Consider the following 14,805-nt stretch of genomic DNA (forward strand, 5'->3'; position numbering starts at 1 on the left):
GTTCAAGGTCACGGATCGCACAGCGGTTTCGGCATCGGCAGTATGTTGCGACGAGTGCGCCGCGGCGCCCCTGGAGAGAATCAGGGACGCACTCGATCCCCCCTGCCGACAGGAGTCACCCATGTCCATCCGCCGGGCCATGCCCGACATCCGATCCGAGGCCATGGAGGAGAGTCGTGACTTCTACGGCCTCCTGGGGTTCGAGGAGGTCATGAACCTCGGTTGGGTCATGACGCTCGGCTCGCCTTCCAACCCCACGGCCCAAGTCACGTTCATGAGCCACGACAAGACCGCGCCCGTCGTGCCCGACATGAGTGTGGAAGTGGACGACGTGGACGCGGTCTACGCAGCGGTGCGCGAGAGTGGCGCGGAGATCGTGCACCCCTTGCAGGACGAGGAGTGGGGGGTGCGCCGGTTCTTCGTACGTGACCCCAATGGCCGGGTCGTCAATGTGCTCGGCCACCAGTGATCCCGGTGACCCCCGTGTGCCCCGCGCCGTTCAGGCGTCGAGGCCTCCCCGATTGACCAACTGGCTCGCGATGACGTTGCGCTGGATCTCGTTGGTGCCTTCGCCGACGATCATCAGTGGGGCGTCGCGGAAGTAGCGCTCCACGTCGAACTCGGTCGAGTAGCCGTAACCGCCGTGGATCCGCACGGCGTTGAGGGCGATCTGCATGGCCGTCTCGGAGGCGAAGAGCTTGGCCATGCCGGCCTCCATGTCCACGCGGCGGCCCGCCTCCGCCTCTTGGGCGGCGTACAGGGTGAGTTGGCGGGCGGCCGTCAGCGATGTGGCCATGTCGGCAAGGTAGTTGCCGATCGACTGGTGCTTCCAGATCGGCCGCCCGAACGACTCGCGCTCCTGGGCGTAGGCCAGGGAGTCCTCGAACGCGGCCCGAGCGACCCCGAGTGCGCGCGCCGCGACCTGGAGCCGTCCGGTCTCCAGGCCCTTCATCATCTGCGCGAAGCCCTTGCCCTCCACCCCTCCCAGTACGGCGTCGGACGGCGCCCGGTAGTCGTCGAACGACAACTCGCAGCTCTCCACGCCCTTGTAGCCCAGCTTGGGCAGGTCGCGCGAGACCGTCAGACCGGGGCCGTGCTCGACCAGCAGGAGCGAGATGCCCTTGTGGGCGGGGCTGGCGGCCGGGTCGGTCTTGCACATCAGGGCTATCAGGCCGGACCGGCGGGAGTTGGTGATCCAGGTCTTCGCCCCGTTGATCACATATCCGTCCGCGTCCGCGTCCGTGCCCTTGCCCTTGCCCGTGTCCTTGCGGGCGGAGGTTCGCATCGCCTGGAGGTCCGAGCCGCCGCCCGGCTCGGTCAGTGCCATGGTCGCCCGGACCTCACCGGTGGCCATCTTCGGCAGATAGCGGCGCTTCTGCTCCTCCGTGCCGAAGTGGAGCAGCAGCTTCGCGACGACGGTGTGGCCGCCCATCGCACCGGCCAGGCTCATCCAGCCGCGGGAGAGCTCCTCGGTGATCAGGACGTAGCAGGGCGTGGAGACCGGTGTGCCGCCGAATTCCTCGGGGACGGCGAGGCCGAAGATGCCGAGCCGCTTCATCTGCTCGATCAGGGCTTCGGGGTAGGTGTTGGTGTGCTCCAGTTCCTGGACGACCGGCTTCACCTCTTTGTCGACGAAGTCCCGCACCGTGCTGACGACGAACCGCTCGTCCTCGGACAGGATGTCGAGAGTGCTCATGCTGTGACGCTCCTCGTCCGACGGGCACGCCGAGCCGCGCATCGTTCACGGAAAGCTCTGCAGAGGGTCGACGAGCCGGTGCTCGGCGGCCGCGCACGGCGCATGCTCGACGGCTCATGAAAAAAGGCAAGGAGAACAGACGCTCCTTGCCACTCTCAACATATAGCGCACCGGGGGCCTTGCGGCAAGGCCCGGGTCGTGCCGCAGAATCATCGATCGAAGGTCAGAAACTACGGAATGAGAATCACGAAGTGCGTGTGTCGTTGTCGCCCCTTCAGCGCGCCATCGACGACGTTGAATTCAACTTCGTGAGTGGGGGTCCTCATGATTGATGTCATCGTGGTCGGCGGCGGACCGACCGGCTTGATGCTGGCGAGCGAGCTGCGTCTGCAAGGAGTGCACACGGTCGTCCTTGAGAAGTTGACCGAGCCGACCCGGGAATCCCGCGGGCAGGGCCTGCACGCGCGCAGCGTCGAGGTGATGGCCCAGCGCGGTCTGCTCGACCGGTTCCTCGCGGTCAGCGAGAAGTTCCAGGTCGGCGGTCTCTTCGGCGGCATCATGAAGCCCTGGCCCGACCGTCTGGACACGGCGCACCCGTTCGGTGTCGCCACCCCGCAGCCGCTCACCGAGCAGCTGCTCGACGAGCGTGCGCTCGAACTCGGCACCGAGATCCGGCGCGGCTGCGAAGTCGTCGCACTGAGCCAGGACGAGAACGGGGTGGCCGTCGAGTTGACGGACGGCACTCAATTGCGCTCGCGCTACCTCGTCGGGTGCGACGGTGGCCGCAGTGCGGTGCGCAAGCTACTCGGGGTCGATTTCCCCGGGGAGCCCGCCACGGTCGAGACGCTCCTCGGCGACATGGAGTTGACCGCGGACGCGGAGACGGTTGCCGCCGTCGTCGAGGAGGTCCGCAAGACCCAGCTGCGGTTCGGCGCCAGCCCCGGCACGGACGGGACGTACCGGCTCGTGGTGCCCGCCGACGGTGTGTCCGAGGACCGTGCCGCGCCGACCATCGAGGAGTTCAGCCGGCGGTTGCGGGCGGTCGCGGGCACCGACTTCGGTGTGCACTCGCCGCGCTGGCTCTCCCGGTTCGGCGACGCCACCCGGCAGGCCGAGCGCTACCGCGTCGGCCGGGTGCTCCTGGCCGGCGACGCGGCGCACATCCACCCGCCGACCGGCGGGCAGGGGCTCAACCTCGGGGTGCAGGACGCGTTCAACCTCGGCTGGAAGCTGGCCGCTGCGGTCAACGGCTGGGCTCCGGAGGGCCTCCTCGACACCTACGAGGCCGAGCGGCACCCGGTGGGCGCCCGCGTCCTGGACAACACCCGGGCGCAGATCACGCTCCTCGGGACCGATGCGGGGCCGACCGCGCTGCGGGAGCTGTTCTCGAAGCTGATGGACTTCGAGGAGGTGAATCGGTACGTGACCGGGATGATCACCGCGGTCGACGTCAGCTACGACTTCGGCGAGGGCCACGAGCTGCTCGGGCGGCGGATGCGGGACGTCGAGCTGAAGCGGGGGCGCCTCTACGAGCTGATGCACGAAGGCCGTGGCCTGCTGCTCGACCAGACCGGCCGACTCTCCGTCGCCGGGTGGGGCGACCGGATCGATCATGTCGTCGACGTCAGCGAGGAGCTGGACGTGCCCGCCGTGCTGCTGCGGCCGGACGGTCACGTGGCGTGGGTCGGTGAGGATCAGCAGGACCTGCTCGCCCTGCTGCCGAGGTGGTTCGGCGCACCGAGCCACGAGGAGTCGGTCACCGGCACGTCGTAGTCCTCAGCCGACCTGTGTGTGGAACTGCACGAGTCGCTGCTGGACGAGGTTGACCGTGCCGCGCTGACGGCCCGGCACCCGGCGGCGCAACGCGACCAGTGCGGGGCCGAGTTCGCGCACGGTGTCCGGGTCGCGGACCTGCTCCCACTGGTGGTGGGCCAGGTCCGCGGCGGCCTCGACATCGGGGGCGTCGGGGGCTTGACCTGCCGTGAGCCTGGTGGAGACCACGGCGAGCCAGATCTCGCAGCTGCGGCCGGGTTCCTTGGCGAAGATCGCCAGATGCCCCCGGACCTCCATCCAGTGCACCACCTCGGGCGAGGACGACCCGTACGTACGCAGTGCTTCCTGCTCCCAGGCCGCTGCCATGGCCGCGGCCTCGCCGTGCCGTCCGGCCTCCACGGCCTTGGTGATCGCCGCGTGCGGGTCCGAGCCCGTCGTCCGCGGCGCCGTGGAAGGTGGTGCGGCAGGGGTGGCGGGGCCCTGCTGCTGGGCAGGCACCGGCACCCTGTTCCAGTCGGCGCAGAGCACTATGTCGATCGCGCCCTCCTCCAGGGCCTGGGCGGCGACGTGTTGGTGCAGGTCCGGCAGCGGCGGCCGGTGCCCGCTGCGCAGGACCGTCGCAAGCGCCTTCATGTACGAGGGCACCGCGACTGCACGCCGACCGGGCGAGGGAGCGATCCGGCCGTACAGCGCCACGCCCGTCCCCACGTCCAGGGGGCGCCGCGCCAGCTGCTGCCAGCTGTCCGTGTCGGCGTGCAGATCGGCGATGACGGTCGTACTGCCAGGCGGGCGCAGCCGCAGTTCCTGGGCGATCCAGTGCCAGGGGAATCCGGTGTAGCGGACCGTCGCCGCCGTGGTCCGCGCGAGGGCGACATGCTGCAGTTGCTGACGGCGATCGAGGTGCAACTGCCCGACCAGGTACACCGTCAGGGGCCCCGGAGCCATCGCGGCCGCGCGCAGCCGGGTGAGCACGGTCTGCGGATCCAGCGGGTCCGCGAGTTCCACGACACTGGCGGTCGCGGTTCCGGCGAGCACCGCGGGCGACACCGCCGCGAGCACGGGCAGCACGGAGGCCGCATCCACCATTCGGGCCTTGCCGACCGGCGCCGCCGCGATCAGCAGCGCGGTCCCGGGCACCGTCCCCTCCCCATCAGTCACCAGTGCACCGTATCCGCTGCTCACCCCGGGGGCGGCAGCGGGAAGACGATCCACCCCGCTCAATGGCTTTCCCCCTGACCGGAGGGCGACCGATTACTTCCGGCGTGCACCGCGGTCAGTAACGTCGTAGCCGCGAGGATGGAGCGGCAACCAGTGACAACTGACCAGGAGATCTTGAGATGCGTACGTTGATCAGCACCGCTTTCGTTTCGCTCGACGGCGTCGTGGAGGCCCCGGGCGGCGAGCCCGGCTACCGGAACTCCGGCTGGACCTTCAAGGACATGGAGTTCCTGCCGGAGGCGTTCGAGATCAAGGGCCGGGAGCAGCAGGAGGCCACGGCGATATTGATGGGCCGGGTCAGCTACGAGGCGTTCAGCCCGGTCTGGCCAGGCATGGAGGACTTCGCCGACTACAAGCCGATGCCGAAGTACGTCGTCTCCACCAGCCTCACCGAGGGCGACCTCGTGTCGGACTGGGGCGAGACCACCATCCTGCGCTCTCTCGACGAGGTGGCCGAACTGAAGAAGACCGAGGGAGGACCGATCATCATGCACGGCAGCGCCACGCTGAACCGGAACCTCTCCGACGCCGGCCTGATCGACCGCTACCACCTGCTCGTCTTTCCGCTGCTGCTCGGCGCGGGCCAGCGGCTGTTCAGCGACACGGACAAGGACGCCCAGAAGCTGAGGCTCGTCGAGCACGAGGCATACTCCAACGGCCTGCAGATGAACATCTTCGACGTCGTGCGCTGACGCCGCGCGGCTCCGTCGGTGGGGTGGCCTAGCCGCTGCGTACGACACAGTCCTCCGGCTGTCGTCTGCCGGTCGGCCAGGCCAGGCCCACGAAGTCCAGCGTGCCCGGGCCCGCCTTCGTGCCCGGTTTCAACTCGACGACGGCGAGGGGCTTGTCGTAGGGGTTGCCCGCCTTGGTGAGGCAGATGCGGCCGCTGGTGCCGTTCACGCGGTTCATCGACTGCATCGTGGCCCAGCGGTTGCCCACCTGTTCGGCGGAGGGCACTGCCTCTCCGGTGGGCTTCGCGCCGCGGATCGCCTCGACCGCGGTGCGTACCCCGTCGTGCACCATCATGGTGCGGGAGTCGCCCAGTTCCACGTCGCCGATGTCGCGGCCCGCCGACCTCAGCGCGGTGACGGTGTCTCCGAGTCGCTCCAGCTCGGCCAGCGGGTCGCGCAGGGAGCCGGGGGCCTTCGACTCGGGCGGCTTCTTTCCGGTCCGCTTCTCCTCGCCCTCTTGCCAGAGCCGGATCTCGGTGCGCCAGGAAGCGGGGTGGGCCGGTGCGGCGTACTGCACGGTCAGGCGCGGCTTGCCGGAGCTGTCCCGGAGTTCGGCCCAGTCATCGTCGGTCATCCGGTTGTTCAGGGAGGCCGCGTCCGAGCCGGACACCACGGTGAACTTGCGCTCCGCGCAGGCCTCCTTGGCCAGGCGCTTCAGGAAGAGGCGCAGATGCGTGGAGCGGCCCGCGAAGTAGACCGTGTCGGCGCCCGAGTTGCAGATCGTGTTGACCGTCGGCCTGAACTGGTTGTCGACGTCGCCCGGGTCGGCGACCCCCGGGGACGTGAAGGTCATGTCGTCGGGGCCCGCCGGGCCGTCCTCCGGCAGCTTCTGGAAGGCGCTTGCGAGCGAACGGACGTACGGGTCGTCGGGCCGGGTGTCGCGGACCAGGACGGTCTGCCGGTCCTTGCGGCTGCCGTTGAAGTCGGCCAGCGCCCGGGCCTGTTGGTCGTTGGTCGGTATGATCCGGGCAAGACCCTTGAAGTCGTACGTCCCGTCCTTGCTCTCCCGGTTGGCCAGCGAACTCGCCGACGCCCGCGCCACGAGCACCGGCACCTGCTGCTCGGTGAGACTGCGCACCGCTCTCTTGGTGGCGCCGAGGGAGAGGTTGAATCCGGTCACCGCGCGCAGGTTGTCCTGATCGGAGCGGGCCATCCGCACCAGGTCCGGCACCACATCGCCCTGCCGGGCATAGTCCTTGCCCGGGTTGGCGAGCACAAGGCGCACCACCGGCTTCCCCGGCTCCCGGTTGGCGCGGTACTGCGCCAGGAAGGCACCCTGCAGCTCGCTGCGCAACTGCCGCCGCTCGGCCTTCGAATCCGGCTGCAGCGGGAGCATCATCGCCACGGTGACGTGCGGCTGTTTGCCGATACGGCGGTTCTCCTCGGCGATCCGCGCCGCGACCGGGGCGATCTCCGGCTCCCCGAAGTCGTAGCCGGAGCCGTTGACGCCGACGCACTCCCCGCCGGACTCGGTGACGCCGTCGGCGCAGCTGCCCGCCTCCTCGGTGAGCCGCGAGACGAGGACGTACGCCCCGAAGGCGAGGAGGGCCGCCACGGTGCAGGTGATGATCTTCTTCAGGAGCGTGTTCCACAGGTGTTCGTGCAGCCAGTCGGCGGTGGTCCGGAACATCCGCTCAGCTCCCCTCTCCGATGTGGGCCGTACAGGAACAGGACTGCAGCGGCTGCCGGTTGCGGGCGCGGCGGTCCCACCGTCCTGCCCGTGCGGTGAGCACGGGCGCCGCCCCGGCGTACTCCCGGGCAAGCTCCCTCAGCAGCTGCGCCATCCGGTCCGCCGCCGCGATGTCCGGCGGCCGGGTGCGCTCCTCGCAGAGCCACACGGCGTGCAGCAGCTCGTCCAGCTGACGCTGCAGTTTGCCGCCGTCGACGCGGGCCACCGTCATCCGGGCGTGCCGCTCGTCGTGGCCGCCGGGCGAGGGTGCCTGGGCGAGTGCGAGCAGCTGGTCGCACCACTCCTCGGCGCCCACGCCGTCCGCCGGGAACGTGGCGGCGAGGTGCCGCACGGCGCGCTCGGGGCCGTTGGCGACCAGGTCGTGGTTGAGGCCGTGCGCCGCGGTGGTGCCGAAGGCGCGGTCGGGGGACTCGGCCCTGCTGCGGTAGTGCGTGTGCAGCAGGCTGTGGTTGCGGCGCCATTCGGCGCCCGCGTCGGGCGGTCCGTGCAGCCTGCTCATCAGCAGTTGCCGGAGGCCGAAGTCGCCGATGAAGTGCCGCTCGCAGGCGGGCCAGCCGCTCTCCAGGAGATAGCGCCCCACCTCGTCCGCGGTGAGCCCGCCGGCCGTCTGTTCCAGCTGCGGGCCGCGCAGCAGGGCGCGGGCGCAGTCGCCGGTGTGCGCGACCGACAGCTGGGTCAGCAGGTCGAGCCACCGGTCGGTGTGCTCGACGGGCAGCCGCTCGGGCAGCTGTCCGAGCACCAACTCGGCCAGCAGCACGTCCCGTACGGCGCGGGGCTCCCCGTCGAGCCCCGCGGGCTGGTCGAGGAGCTCCCGGTCGTTGTCAAGCTCCGGCAGCTCCCCGGCCGCCTCGACGAGACGCTGCACCGTCCGGGGGCGGCGGCCGGAGAGCCGGTGCACCGCGCTCTGCGCCCGGCGCAGCCGCGCCGCCTCCGGTGCGCCGCCGGTGTGCTGCTGCAGCTCCCGGTGAATGTGCTCGGTGGTGAGCAGCGGCATCCGCAGCAGCAGCACGCCCTGCCCCAACCGGCCGCGGGCGGATAGCCGTTGCCAGCCGGGCGGCTCCTCCTGGTCCGGACGGTAGTCCGCGACCTCCTCGGTGCGCGGCTCGTCGGCCAGGAACAGCGGCTCGGCCATCCGTTCGCTCGCCACGAGCACCGTACGCTCGCGGTGGCCGTCGGCCCGGTCGGTGAGCGCCGCCGCCAGGAGTGCGCGGCCCACCGGCCAGTTGGCGTGCTGCAGCAGCACGGCGGGGCGGCCGACGCGGGTGAGTGCGGCGCCGAGGCCGGTGTAGGCGGCGTCCAGGTCCTCGCGCAGGGCGCGGAAGAGGAAGCCTTCCGCGAACCGCCTGTCCTCGCCGCCCTGTTGGAAGTCGTTGGCGAGCAGCCGCAGGCCGGTGCCCGCGCTTCCGGCGGCGCCGGGATAGTCGCCGTAGGTGGCGCCCACCGGTTCGGCGCCGGTGCTCGCCAGCTTCTCCAGGAACTCCGTCAGCGCGGCACCCACCAGCGGCGCCGCCGCGGGGGCGACCACCCCGGCGAGCGCGGACAGATAGCCGGTCAGCAGACTGCGGACGAACCTGCCGAGCCCTCGCCTCGGCTGCAACAGCGCCCGGTACCGGGTCAGTTCCTGCTCCAGCTCGCGCCGCCGCAGTCGCGCGCCGGCCGCCACCGCGGCCATCCCGGCGAAGAACCGGGGCGTGGGCAGAACCCCGCCCGGACCTTCCCACTCACTCATCCGCAGGGCGACGTCGTACATCGTCTCCGTCGCCTCCGAGCGGCAAGAAGGGCGCCGCGCGGCCTCCTCCGCGTACCGCGCGTCCGCACAGTCCACGTACGCCACCGGCACCTTGCGCCCGAACCGGTCCCGCAGCAGCTCGAGGAGGCGCCGCTTGCCCATGCCCGGCCCGCCGGTGAGCAGCACGACGGGCAGGTCGGGCCCGTACAGCAGCTTCTCGTCGCGGCCCCGGGCGTTTCGGCCCAGCAGCCTGGGAAAGAATCCTTCGTCCTCGATGAGCCCTTCGAATCCCAGCTCACGGCCCATCCGGCTTACCCCCGTGCCGTGCGTGGCCGCTGTGCGGCGTGTGGTCAATGTCGCACGGAGCGTACTGGGCACGCCTCCCGAATACATCAAGTTTCCTGCACAAAAGGCCAGTTGGCGCGTCGGCGTCGAGGGCCTGGGGCATCCTCAGTCATGCCCACAGCGCCCGGAGAGAGGCAGGGACCCTGATGCCGGTCATCGACGCGTGGATGCAGCACCCCACGCTCCGTCACTCCAACCACGAGATGTTCGAGTCGTTGCGCCGGTGGACGGGGATGGAGTCGCTGGAGGAGCCGTTGCCGGTCAAGGCCACCCTGGCCGCGATGGCCGCCGCGGATGTCGAGATCGGCCTGTCCACGGCCTGGTACGGGCCGCAGGGGCCGCTGATCAGCAACGACGAAGTCGCCGAGTTCGTCGCACAGTCCGAGGGACGGCTGCGCGCGGTGGCAGGCGTGGATCTCACCCGGCCGGTCAAGGCCGTGCGGGAACTGCGCCGCGCGGTGCGGGAACTCGGCGCCGTGGCCCTGCGGATCGTGCCCTGGCTGTGGCAACTCCCGCCCACCGACCGGCTGTACTACCCCCTGTACGCCACCTGCGTCGAGCTCGGCATCCCGTTCTGCACCCAGGTCGGGCACACCGGTCCGCTGCGCCCGTCCGAGACCGGCCGGCCCATCCCGTACATCGACCAGGTCGCGCTCGACTTCCCCGAACTGACCATCGTGTGCGGGCACATCGGCTACCCGTGGACCACGGAGATGATCGCGGTGGCCGACAAGCACGCCAACGTCTACATCGACACCAGCGCCTACACCACCCGCCGTTACCCGCGTGAACTGGTCGACTACGTACGCGGCCGGGGTCGCGCGAAGGTGCTGTTCGGCTCGAACTACCCCATGATCACGCCGGGCAAGGCGCTGGAGCACCTTGCCGAACTGGGCCTGGACGAGGAGGCCACCGAGCTGTTCCTGTCCGGCAACGCGCGACGGGTCTTCAGCCTCTGACCGCGTCGTGCACGGGCCGCCGAGCCCGGTATGCGGGTCAGCGGGTGTTGGTGCGCGGCCCGTTGTAGGTGTCGTCGGTGACCTTCTCCAGCCAGGTGGTCTCCGGGCTGCCGTCGCCCGTGCCCTCCCACAAGGCCAGGTGCTGCATGAAGCGGTCGGGGGTGGCACCGTGCCAGTGCTCTTCGCCGGGCGGGCAGGTGACGGTCTCGCCGGGGTGGGCCTCGATGACCGTGCCGTCGCGGGTGCCGATGAGGGCGATGCCTTCGGCGATGTGCAGGGTCTGGCCGACGGCGTGGTGATGCCAGTCGGTGCGGGCGCCGGGGGCGAAGCGGACCATGTTCATGCGCATGCGGGAGGGCTCTTGTCCGGCGTAGACGACGTCGAACCAGACGTCGCCGGTGAACCAGTCCGCGGGGGCCTTCACGGTGGGCTGCTGCTTGAGGAGTTCCACGGGGTGTTCCTTTTGTGGGGGTGGTCAGGCGGCTTGCAGGAGGGGGGTCAGGCGGCTTCGTCGTGGGCCAGGTCCGCGCCCAGGGCGCGGGAGGCGCGGGCCTGTGCGATGAGCTCGTGGCCCTTGGCCTCGGCGGCGGGGATGGCGTCTGCTCCGGCGACGAACCGCGGCGGCGGCTCCTCCAGGTCGGCGACCTTCAGCAGGGCGTCGGCCAGCTTGGCGGGGTCTCCGGGCTGCTGCCCGTTCATGGACTCCCACACCTTCTTGGTGGCGGCGGTGCGCTCGGCGTAGTCGTCGATGGACAGCTCCGCCCACGTGGTGGAGGCGTCCACGAGCAGCTCGGTGCGGAAGAAGCCGGGTTCGACGACGGTGGTGCGGATCCCGAACGGCTCGACGTCGAAGCGCAGGGACTCCATCCAGCCCTCGACGCCGAACTTGGCGGCGGCGTACGCGACGCAGAACTCCTGGCCGACCAGGCCGGCGATGGAGGAGACGGTGATGATGTGGCCTGCGCGCCGGGCGCGCATGGCGGGCAGGACCGCGCGGGTGACGTTCATCGGGCCGAACAGGTTCGTCTCGATCTGTCGGCGCATCTGGGCGTCGGAGATCTCCTCGAAGTAGCCGGCGTAGAAGTTCGCGGCGTTGTTGACCAGGACGTCGATCCGGCCGAACGTCTCCACTGCCTGCTCTGCCGCCCGGCGGGCCTGGCCGGGGTCGGTGATGTCGAGCGCGGCGACGAGCAGGTTGTCGTGCTCGCCGACGGCTTCGCGGACCTGGGCGGGCTTGCGTCCGGTGGCGACCACGCGATGCCCGGCTGCCAGGGCCTGGCGGGCGATGTCGGTGCCCAGGCCGCGGCCTGCACCGGTGATGAAGAAGACCTTGCTCATGGGGGGTGTGCTCCAGGAGGGCTTACGGGTGATGAGCGTGCGCCGTCGACGAGAATTCACCGGGGGAATCCGGTGGCCCTTCTCTGCGGCTTCTTCTTCACATTCACACAGGTCACCGGGTGCGGAAAGAGGAGAATTCCATCCCGGGAGGAGAACATCCCGGGAGGAATTCCTCCTCCCCACGATCGGCGGGACCGGTGCGAGACTGGGGAGCATGACCAGCAGCGCGCATCTCAAGGAGCTGGGCGAGTTCCTCAAGGCACGACGGGCGGAGCTCAGCCCCCGCACGGTCGGCCTGCCCGACAGCGGCACGCCGCGCCGGGTGGCGGGCCTGCGCCGCGAAGAGGTCGCACAGCTGGCGTCCATCAGCACGGACTACTACACCCGTCTTGAGCAGGGGCGCATGCAGCCGTCCGTGCAGGTGCTGCAGACGCTGGTGCGGGCGCTGCACCTCCAGGACGACCAGCGGGACTACTTGCTCGACCTGGCGGGCAAGACCGGCGCACGGCCGCGCGGCAAGGCACGCCAGAAGGTCAAGCCGCAGCTGCGGCGGCTGCTTGACCTGACCGCCACTCCCGCGATCGTGCTGGGACGGCGCATGGATGTGCTGGCCTGGAATGCGCTCGGCGCGGCCCTGGTCACCGATTTCTCCGAGGTGCCGGAGAAGGAACGCAATTACGTCCGTCTTCTGTTCACCGACCCCGCCCTGCGAAATCTCTACCCGGACTGGGAGACGGTCGCCCGCACCGCTGTGGCACAGCTGCGCAGGGAAGCGGCGAAATATCCGCAGGACCCGCGGCTGGTTGCGCTGGTGGGTGAGCTCTCCGTGCGCGACGAGGATTTCCGCACGTGGTAGGCAAGCCATGAGGTCTCCGCCCTGAGCGTGGGCACGAAGAGGCTCCGGCATCCCCTGGTCGGTGAGCTGACCCTGGACTGGGACACGCTGACCGCGAGCACCGACGCCGATCAGCAGCTCGTCGTGTGGACCGCCGAACCCGGCACGCCGTCCTACGACGGGCTGCGCATCCTGGCCTCCTGGGCGGCGGACCACACGGACGTGCGCACGAACTCCCTTGATACGTAGGTGGTGTACGTAGGTGGTGCTGGCACCACCCCGCGACCGGTGGCTGTCCGGCTGCTCGCCGGATCCTCAAATCCATACGCTCGTCTACATGTTGAAGCGGACAGCACACGCAGCCATCACCGTCACTCTCGCCACCGCAACCGTGGCCGCCCTGGCCGTCACGGCCACCGCAGGCACCAGCGGCGACACCGGCCCCTCGGTCGTGCGGACCGACAAGGGCGCCGTACGCGGCACGGTCACCGACACCGTGCGCACCTTCGAAGGCATCCCCTACGCCGCCCCGCCCACCGGTGAGCGACGGTGGGCGTCCACCGCGCCCGCCAGGAGGTGGCAGGGCGTCAAGGACGCCACCGAGCCACGCTCCGCCTGCCCGCAGACCGGCCTCGTACCGCCCGCGGGGCCCAAGTCCGACACCGAGGACTGCCTCTTCGTCAACGTCACCACCCCGCGCGCCGACCCCACCAGGCCGCGCCCCGTGATGGTCTACCTGCACGGCGGCGACCACACCGACGGCGAGGGCGCCATGCACGGGGCCCAGCGGCTCGCCGCACAGGGCGATGTGATCGTCGTGACCGTCAACTACCGCCTGGGGGCGCTGGGTTATCTCGCCCACCCCGGCCTGGAGAAGGGCTCCCGGCGCGGCGAGTCCGGCAACTACGGCTTCCTCGACCAGCAGGCCGCCCTGCGCTGGGTGCGGCACAACGCCTCCGCCTTCGGCGGCGACCCCGGCAACGTCACCCTCTTCGGCCAGTCCGGCGGCTCCCACAGCACCTGCGCCCACTTGGTCGCCCCCTCCTCCGCAGGCCTCTTCGACCGGGTCGTCTCACAGAGCGGCCCTTGCACGAGCGCCGACGGCAAGACCAGCCGCGAGGCCGCCCTGCGGCAGGGCGAGAAGACGGCCGCCGACATCGAGAAGAAGCCCGGCGTGAAGCACTGGCGCAAGGCACCCGTCGAGCACCTGGTCCACCCCTTCCAGCAGGGCCCGCGCTACTCCCCCGTCTACGGCGGCGAGTTGCTGCCCCTGACACCCGATGAGGCATTCGCCACCGGCCGGTTCAACAAGGTTCCGGTCCTCCAGGGCATCAACCGCGACGAGATGCGAGCCATGGTCTACGGCATGGAGCTCGCCAAGAAGCAGACCACCGGCGACCCGGCCGCGACCATCGACGCAGCCGACTACCGGGCCCGCATCGAAGAGGAGTTCGGCAAGGAGAAGGCCACGGCCGTCACCGAGCGCTACCCCATCGGCGCCTACGACGACACCCCCGCCCTGGCGCTCGCCGCCGCCCTCACCGACGCCCACTTCGCCAGGCCAGCCGTCGACACCGGACGCGCACTGGCCGCCCAAGTCCCCACGTATTCCTATGAGTTCGCCGAGAAGGAAACCCCCTGGTACGCGGACCCGATGTACCCGAAGCCCGGTTTCCCGGCCGGTGCCGGTCACCTCTTCGAGCTGCCCTACCTCTTCGAGATCGACGACTACGAGGAGCTCGACCCCGCCCAGCGCGGCCTGTCCGACGCGATGATCCGCACCTGGACGGACTTCGCCCGCACCGGCAAGGCGGACTGGAAGCCCACCACCCCCGCCGAGCCGCACACGCAGTCCCTCGCCTCGGGCCCCGGCGGCATCCACCCGGTGGACTTCGCCAAGGACCACCGGTACGACTTCTGGAAGTCACTGGGCTGAGCCGGTCGGTCACCGAGGCGGGGCGGGCGGTCAGACGTTCCGGCCGTGCTCGCCCACCGCGATCCGCGCCAGCTTCGTCAGCATCATGCCGTTGCGGACCGCCACGACGTAGTCCACGGGGAGTCCGTGCATCCGGGTGCCGGGCCCCCGCAGAGGGTGCCAGTCGAGGATGAAGAGGGTGTGCTCGCCCCAGGGGATCAGTTCCATGGCGATGCGGGCCGCTCCGAATGGGCCCGCCTTCGCCTCCAGCTGGAGGCGGCGCTCCGGCTCGCTGACGCGGACGACGCAGCTGTCGTCGAGGACCAGCGGACCGACGCCGACCCGGACCCGCAGGCGGGCGCCCACCGCGGGCCAGTGCGGATCCGCGGCGAGGACCTCCTGGGTTCCCGTCACCCACTCCCCGTACCGGCGGCCGTCGGACAGCAGGCTCCAGACCTCGGCCGGCGAGGCCAGGATCAGGCGGCGGTTCCGGGACACACTGACCACGCTCCTCCTGGGTGCTATGGCACGATTTTTGCACCTTGTCATCTGAGACACCTTCCGAGGCGGCCAGTG

At 70.4% G+C, this 14,805-nt stretch carries 12 protein-coding genes and 1 pseudogene; 6 read left to right on the plus strand and 7 right to left on the minus strand.

Annotation, left to right across the window (positions count from 1 at the left end):
• Positions 1 to 121: 121 nt before the first annotated feature.
• Positions 122 to 469 (plus strand): VOC family protein, encoded by a 348-nt coding sequence (locus tag ABD378_RS25810; protein WP_344524263.1) that lies wholly within the window; start codon positions 122 to 124, stop codon positions 467 to 469.
• 30 nt (positions 470 to 499) lie between these two features.
• Here ABD378_RS25810 and ABD378_RS25815 read toward each other — a convergent pair whose 3' ends face one another.
• The gene (locus ABD378_RS25815; protein WP_344524265.1) at positions 500 to 1,696 is read right to left on the minus strand and encodes an acyl-CoA dehydrogenase family protein; all 1,197 of its coding nucleotides are present in this window, start codon (positions 1,694 to 1,696) and stop codon (positions 500 to 502) included.
• A 324-nt stretch (positions 1,697 to 2,020) separates the two neighbouring features.
• Here ABD378_RS25815 and rox point away from each other — a divergent pair, with 324 nt between their 5' ends.
• Positions 2,021 to 3,469, plus strand: a complete 1,449-nt coding sequence (rox, locus tag ABD378_RS25820; protein ID WP_344524268.1) for a rifampin monooxygenase — start codon at positions 2,021 to 2,023, stop codon at positions 3,467 to 3,469.
• Between the two features lie 3 nt (positions 3,470 to 3,472).
• Here the strand turns inward: rox and ABD378_RS25825 are convergent, their stop codons facing one another.
• Positions 3,473 to 4,606 (minus strand): hypothetical protein, encoded by a 1,134-nt coding sequence (locus tag ABD378_RS25825; protein ID WP_344524343.1) that lies wholly within the window; start codon positions 4,604 to 4,606, stop codon positions 3,473 to 3,475.
• A gap of 200 nt (positions 4,607 to 4,806) precedes the next feature.
• Here ABD378_RS25825 and ABD378_RS25830 point away from each other — a divergent pair, with 200 nt between their 5' ends.
• Positions 4,807 to 5,379: a dihydrofolate reductase family protein gene (locus ABD378_RS25830; protein WP_344524270.1), complete on the plus strand. Its 573-nt coding sequence runs from the start codon at positions 4,807 to 4,809 to the stop codon at positions 5,377 to 5,379.
• A 28-nt stretch (positions 5,380 to 5,407) separates the two neighbouring features.
• Here the strand turns inward: ABD378_RS25830 and ABD378_RS25835 are convergent, their stop codons facing one another.
• Positions 5,408 to 7,048, minus strand: a complete 1,641-nt coding sequence (locus ABD378_RS25835; protein ID WP_344524272.1) for an ABC transporter substrate-binding protein — start codon at positions 7,046 to 7,048, stop codon at positions 5,408 to 5,410.
• A gap of 4 nt (positions 7,049 to 7,052) precedes the next feature.
• Positions 7,053 to 9,143 (minus strand): hypothetical protein, encoded by a 2,091-nt coding sequence (locus tag ABD378_RS25840; protein ID WP_344524274.1) that lies wholly within the window; start codon positions 9,141 to 9,143, stop codon positions 7,053 to 7,055.
• A 185-nt stretch (positions 9,144 to 9,328) separates the two neighbouring features.
• Between ABD378_RS25840 and ABD378_RS25845 the strand changes: the two genes are divergently transcribed.
• Positions 9,329 to 10,141, plus strand: a complete 813-nt coding sequence (locus ABD378_RS25845) for an amidohydrolase family protein (RefSeq protein WP_344524276.1) — start codon at positions 9,329 to 9,331, stop codon at positions 10,139 to 10,141.
• A 37-nt stretch (positions 10,142 to 10,178) separates the two neighbouring features.
• Here ABD378_RS25845 and ABD378_RS25850 read toward each other — a convergent pair whose 3' ends face one another.
• Both ABD378_RS25850 and ABD378_RS25855 read right to left on the minus strand, forming a co-directional pair.
• Positions 10,179 to 10,592, minus strand: a complete 414-nt coding sequence (locus ABD378_RS25850; protein WP_344524278.1) for a (R)-mandelonitrile lyase — start codon at positions 10,590 to 10,592, stop codon at positions 10,179 to 10,181.
• A gap of 47 nt (positions 10,593 to 10,639) precedes the next feature.
• A complete protein-coding gene (locus ABD378_RS25855) occupies positions 10,640 to 11,479 on the minus strand; it encodes an SDR family NAD(P)-dependent oxidoreductase (protein ID WP_344524280.1) in 840 nt (279 codons plus the stop codon).
• 214 nt (positions 11,480 to 11,693) lie between these two features.
• Here ABD378_RS25855 and ABD378_RS25860 point away from each other — a divergent pair.
• Together ABD378_RS25860 and ABD378_RS25865 are read left to right on the plus strand one after the other, a co-directional pair.
• Positions 11,694 to 12,563: pseudogene (locus tag ABD378_RS25860) on the plus strand (helix-turn-helix domain-containing protein).
• 88 nt (positions 12,564 to 12,651) lie between these two features.
• Positions 12,652 to 14,250 carry a carboxylesterase/lipase family protein gene (locus tag ABD378_RS25865; RefSeq protein ID WP_344524282.1) on the plus strand — a complete coding sequence of 533 codons (1,599 nt, stop codon included), beginning with the start codon at positions 12,652 to 12,654 and terminating at the stop codon, positions 14,248 to 14,250.
• Between the two features lie 30 nt (positions 14,251 to 14,280).
• Here ABD378_RS25865 and ABD378_RS25870 read toward each other — a convergent pair whose 3' ends face one another.
• A complete protein-coding gene (locus tag ABD378_RS25870) occupies positions 14,281 to 14,727 on the minus strand; it encodes an SRPBCC family protein (protein ID WP_344524283.1) in 447 nt (148 codons plus the stop codon).
• Between the last annotated feature and the right edge of the window lie 78 nt (positions 14,728 to 14,805).

Source organism: Streptomyces rectiviolaceus (genome assembly GCF_039533825.1).
Classification (GTDB): Bacteria; Actinomycetota; Actinomycetes; order Streptomycetales; family Streptomycetaceae; genus Streptomyces; species Streptomyces rectiviolaceus.

What these genes read in the sequence shown, in the direction of transcription:
- ABD378_RS25810 (WP_344524263.1), top strand. Translation starts at nt 122, where the DNA reads ATGTCCATCCGCCGGGCCATGCCCGACATCCGATCCGAGGCCATGGAG.
- ABD378_RS25815 (WP_344524265.1), bottom strand. Translation starts at nt 1,696, where the DNA reads ATGAGCACTCTCGACATCCTGTCCGAGGACGAGCGGTTCGTCGTCAGC.
- rox (WP_344524268.1), top strand. Translation starts at nt 2,021, where the DNA reads ATGATTGATGTCATCGTGGTCGGCGGCGGACCGACCGGCTTGATGCTG.
- ABD378_RS25830 (WP_344524270.1), top strand. Translation starts at nt 4,807, where the DNA reads ATGCGTACGTTGATCAGCACCGCTTTCGTTTCGCTCGACGGCGTCGTG.
- ABD378_RS25835 (WP_344524272.1), bottom strand. Translation starts at nt 7,048, where the DNA reads ATGTTCCGGACCACCGCCGACTGGCTGCACGAACACCTGTGGAACACG.
- ABD378_RS25840 (WP_344524274.1), bottom strand. Translation starts at nt 9,143, where the DNA reads ATGGGCCGTGAGCTGGGATTCGAAGGGCTCATCGAGGACGAAGGATTC.
- ABD378_RS25845 (WP_344524276.1), top strand. Translation starts at nt 9,329, where the DNA reads ATGCCGGTCATCGACGCGTGGATGCAGCACCCCACGCTCCGTCACTCC.
- ABD378_RS25855 (WP_344524280.1), bottom strand. Translation starts at nt 11,479, where the DNA reads ATGAGCAAGGTCTTCTTCATCACCGGTGCAGGCCGCGGCCTGGGCACC.
- ABD378_RS25865 (WP_344524282.1), top strand. Translation starts at nt 12,652, where the DNA reads ATGTTGAAGCGGACAGCACACGCAGCCATCACCGTCACTCTCGCCACC.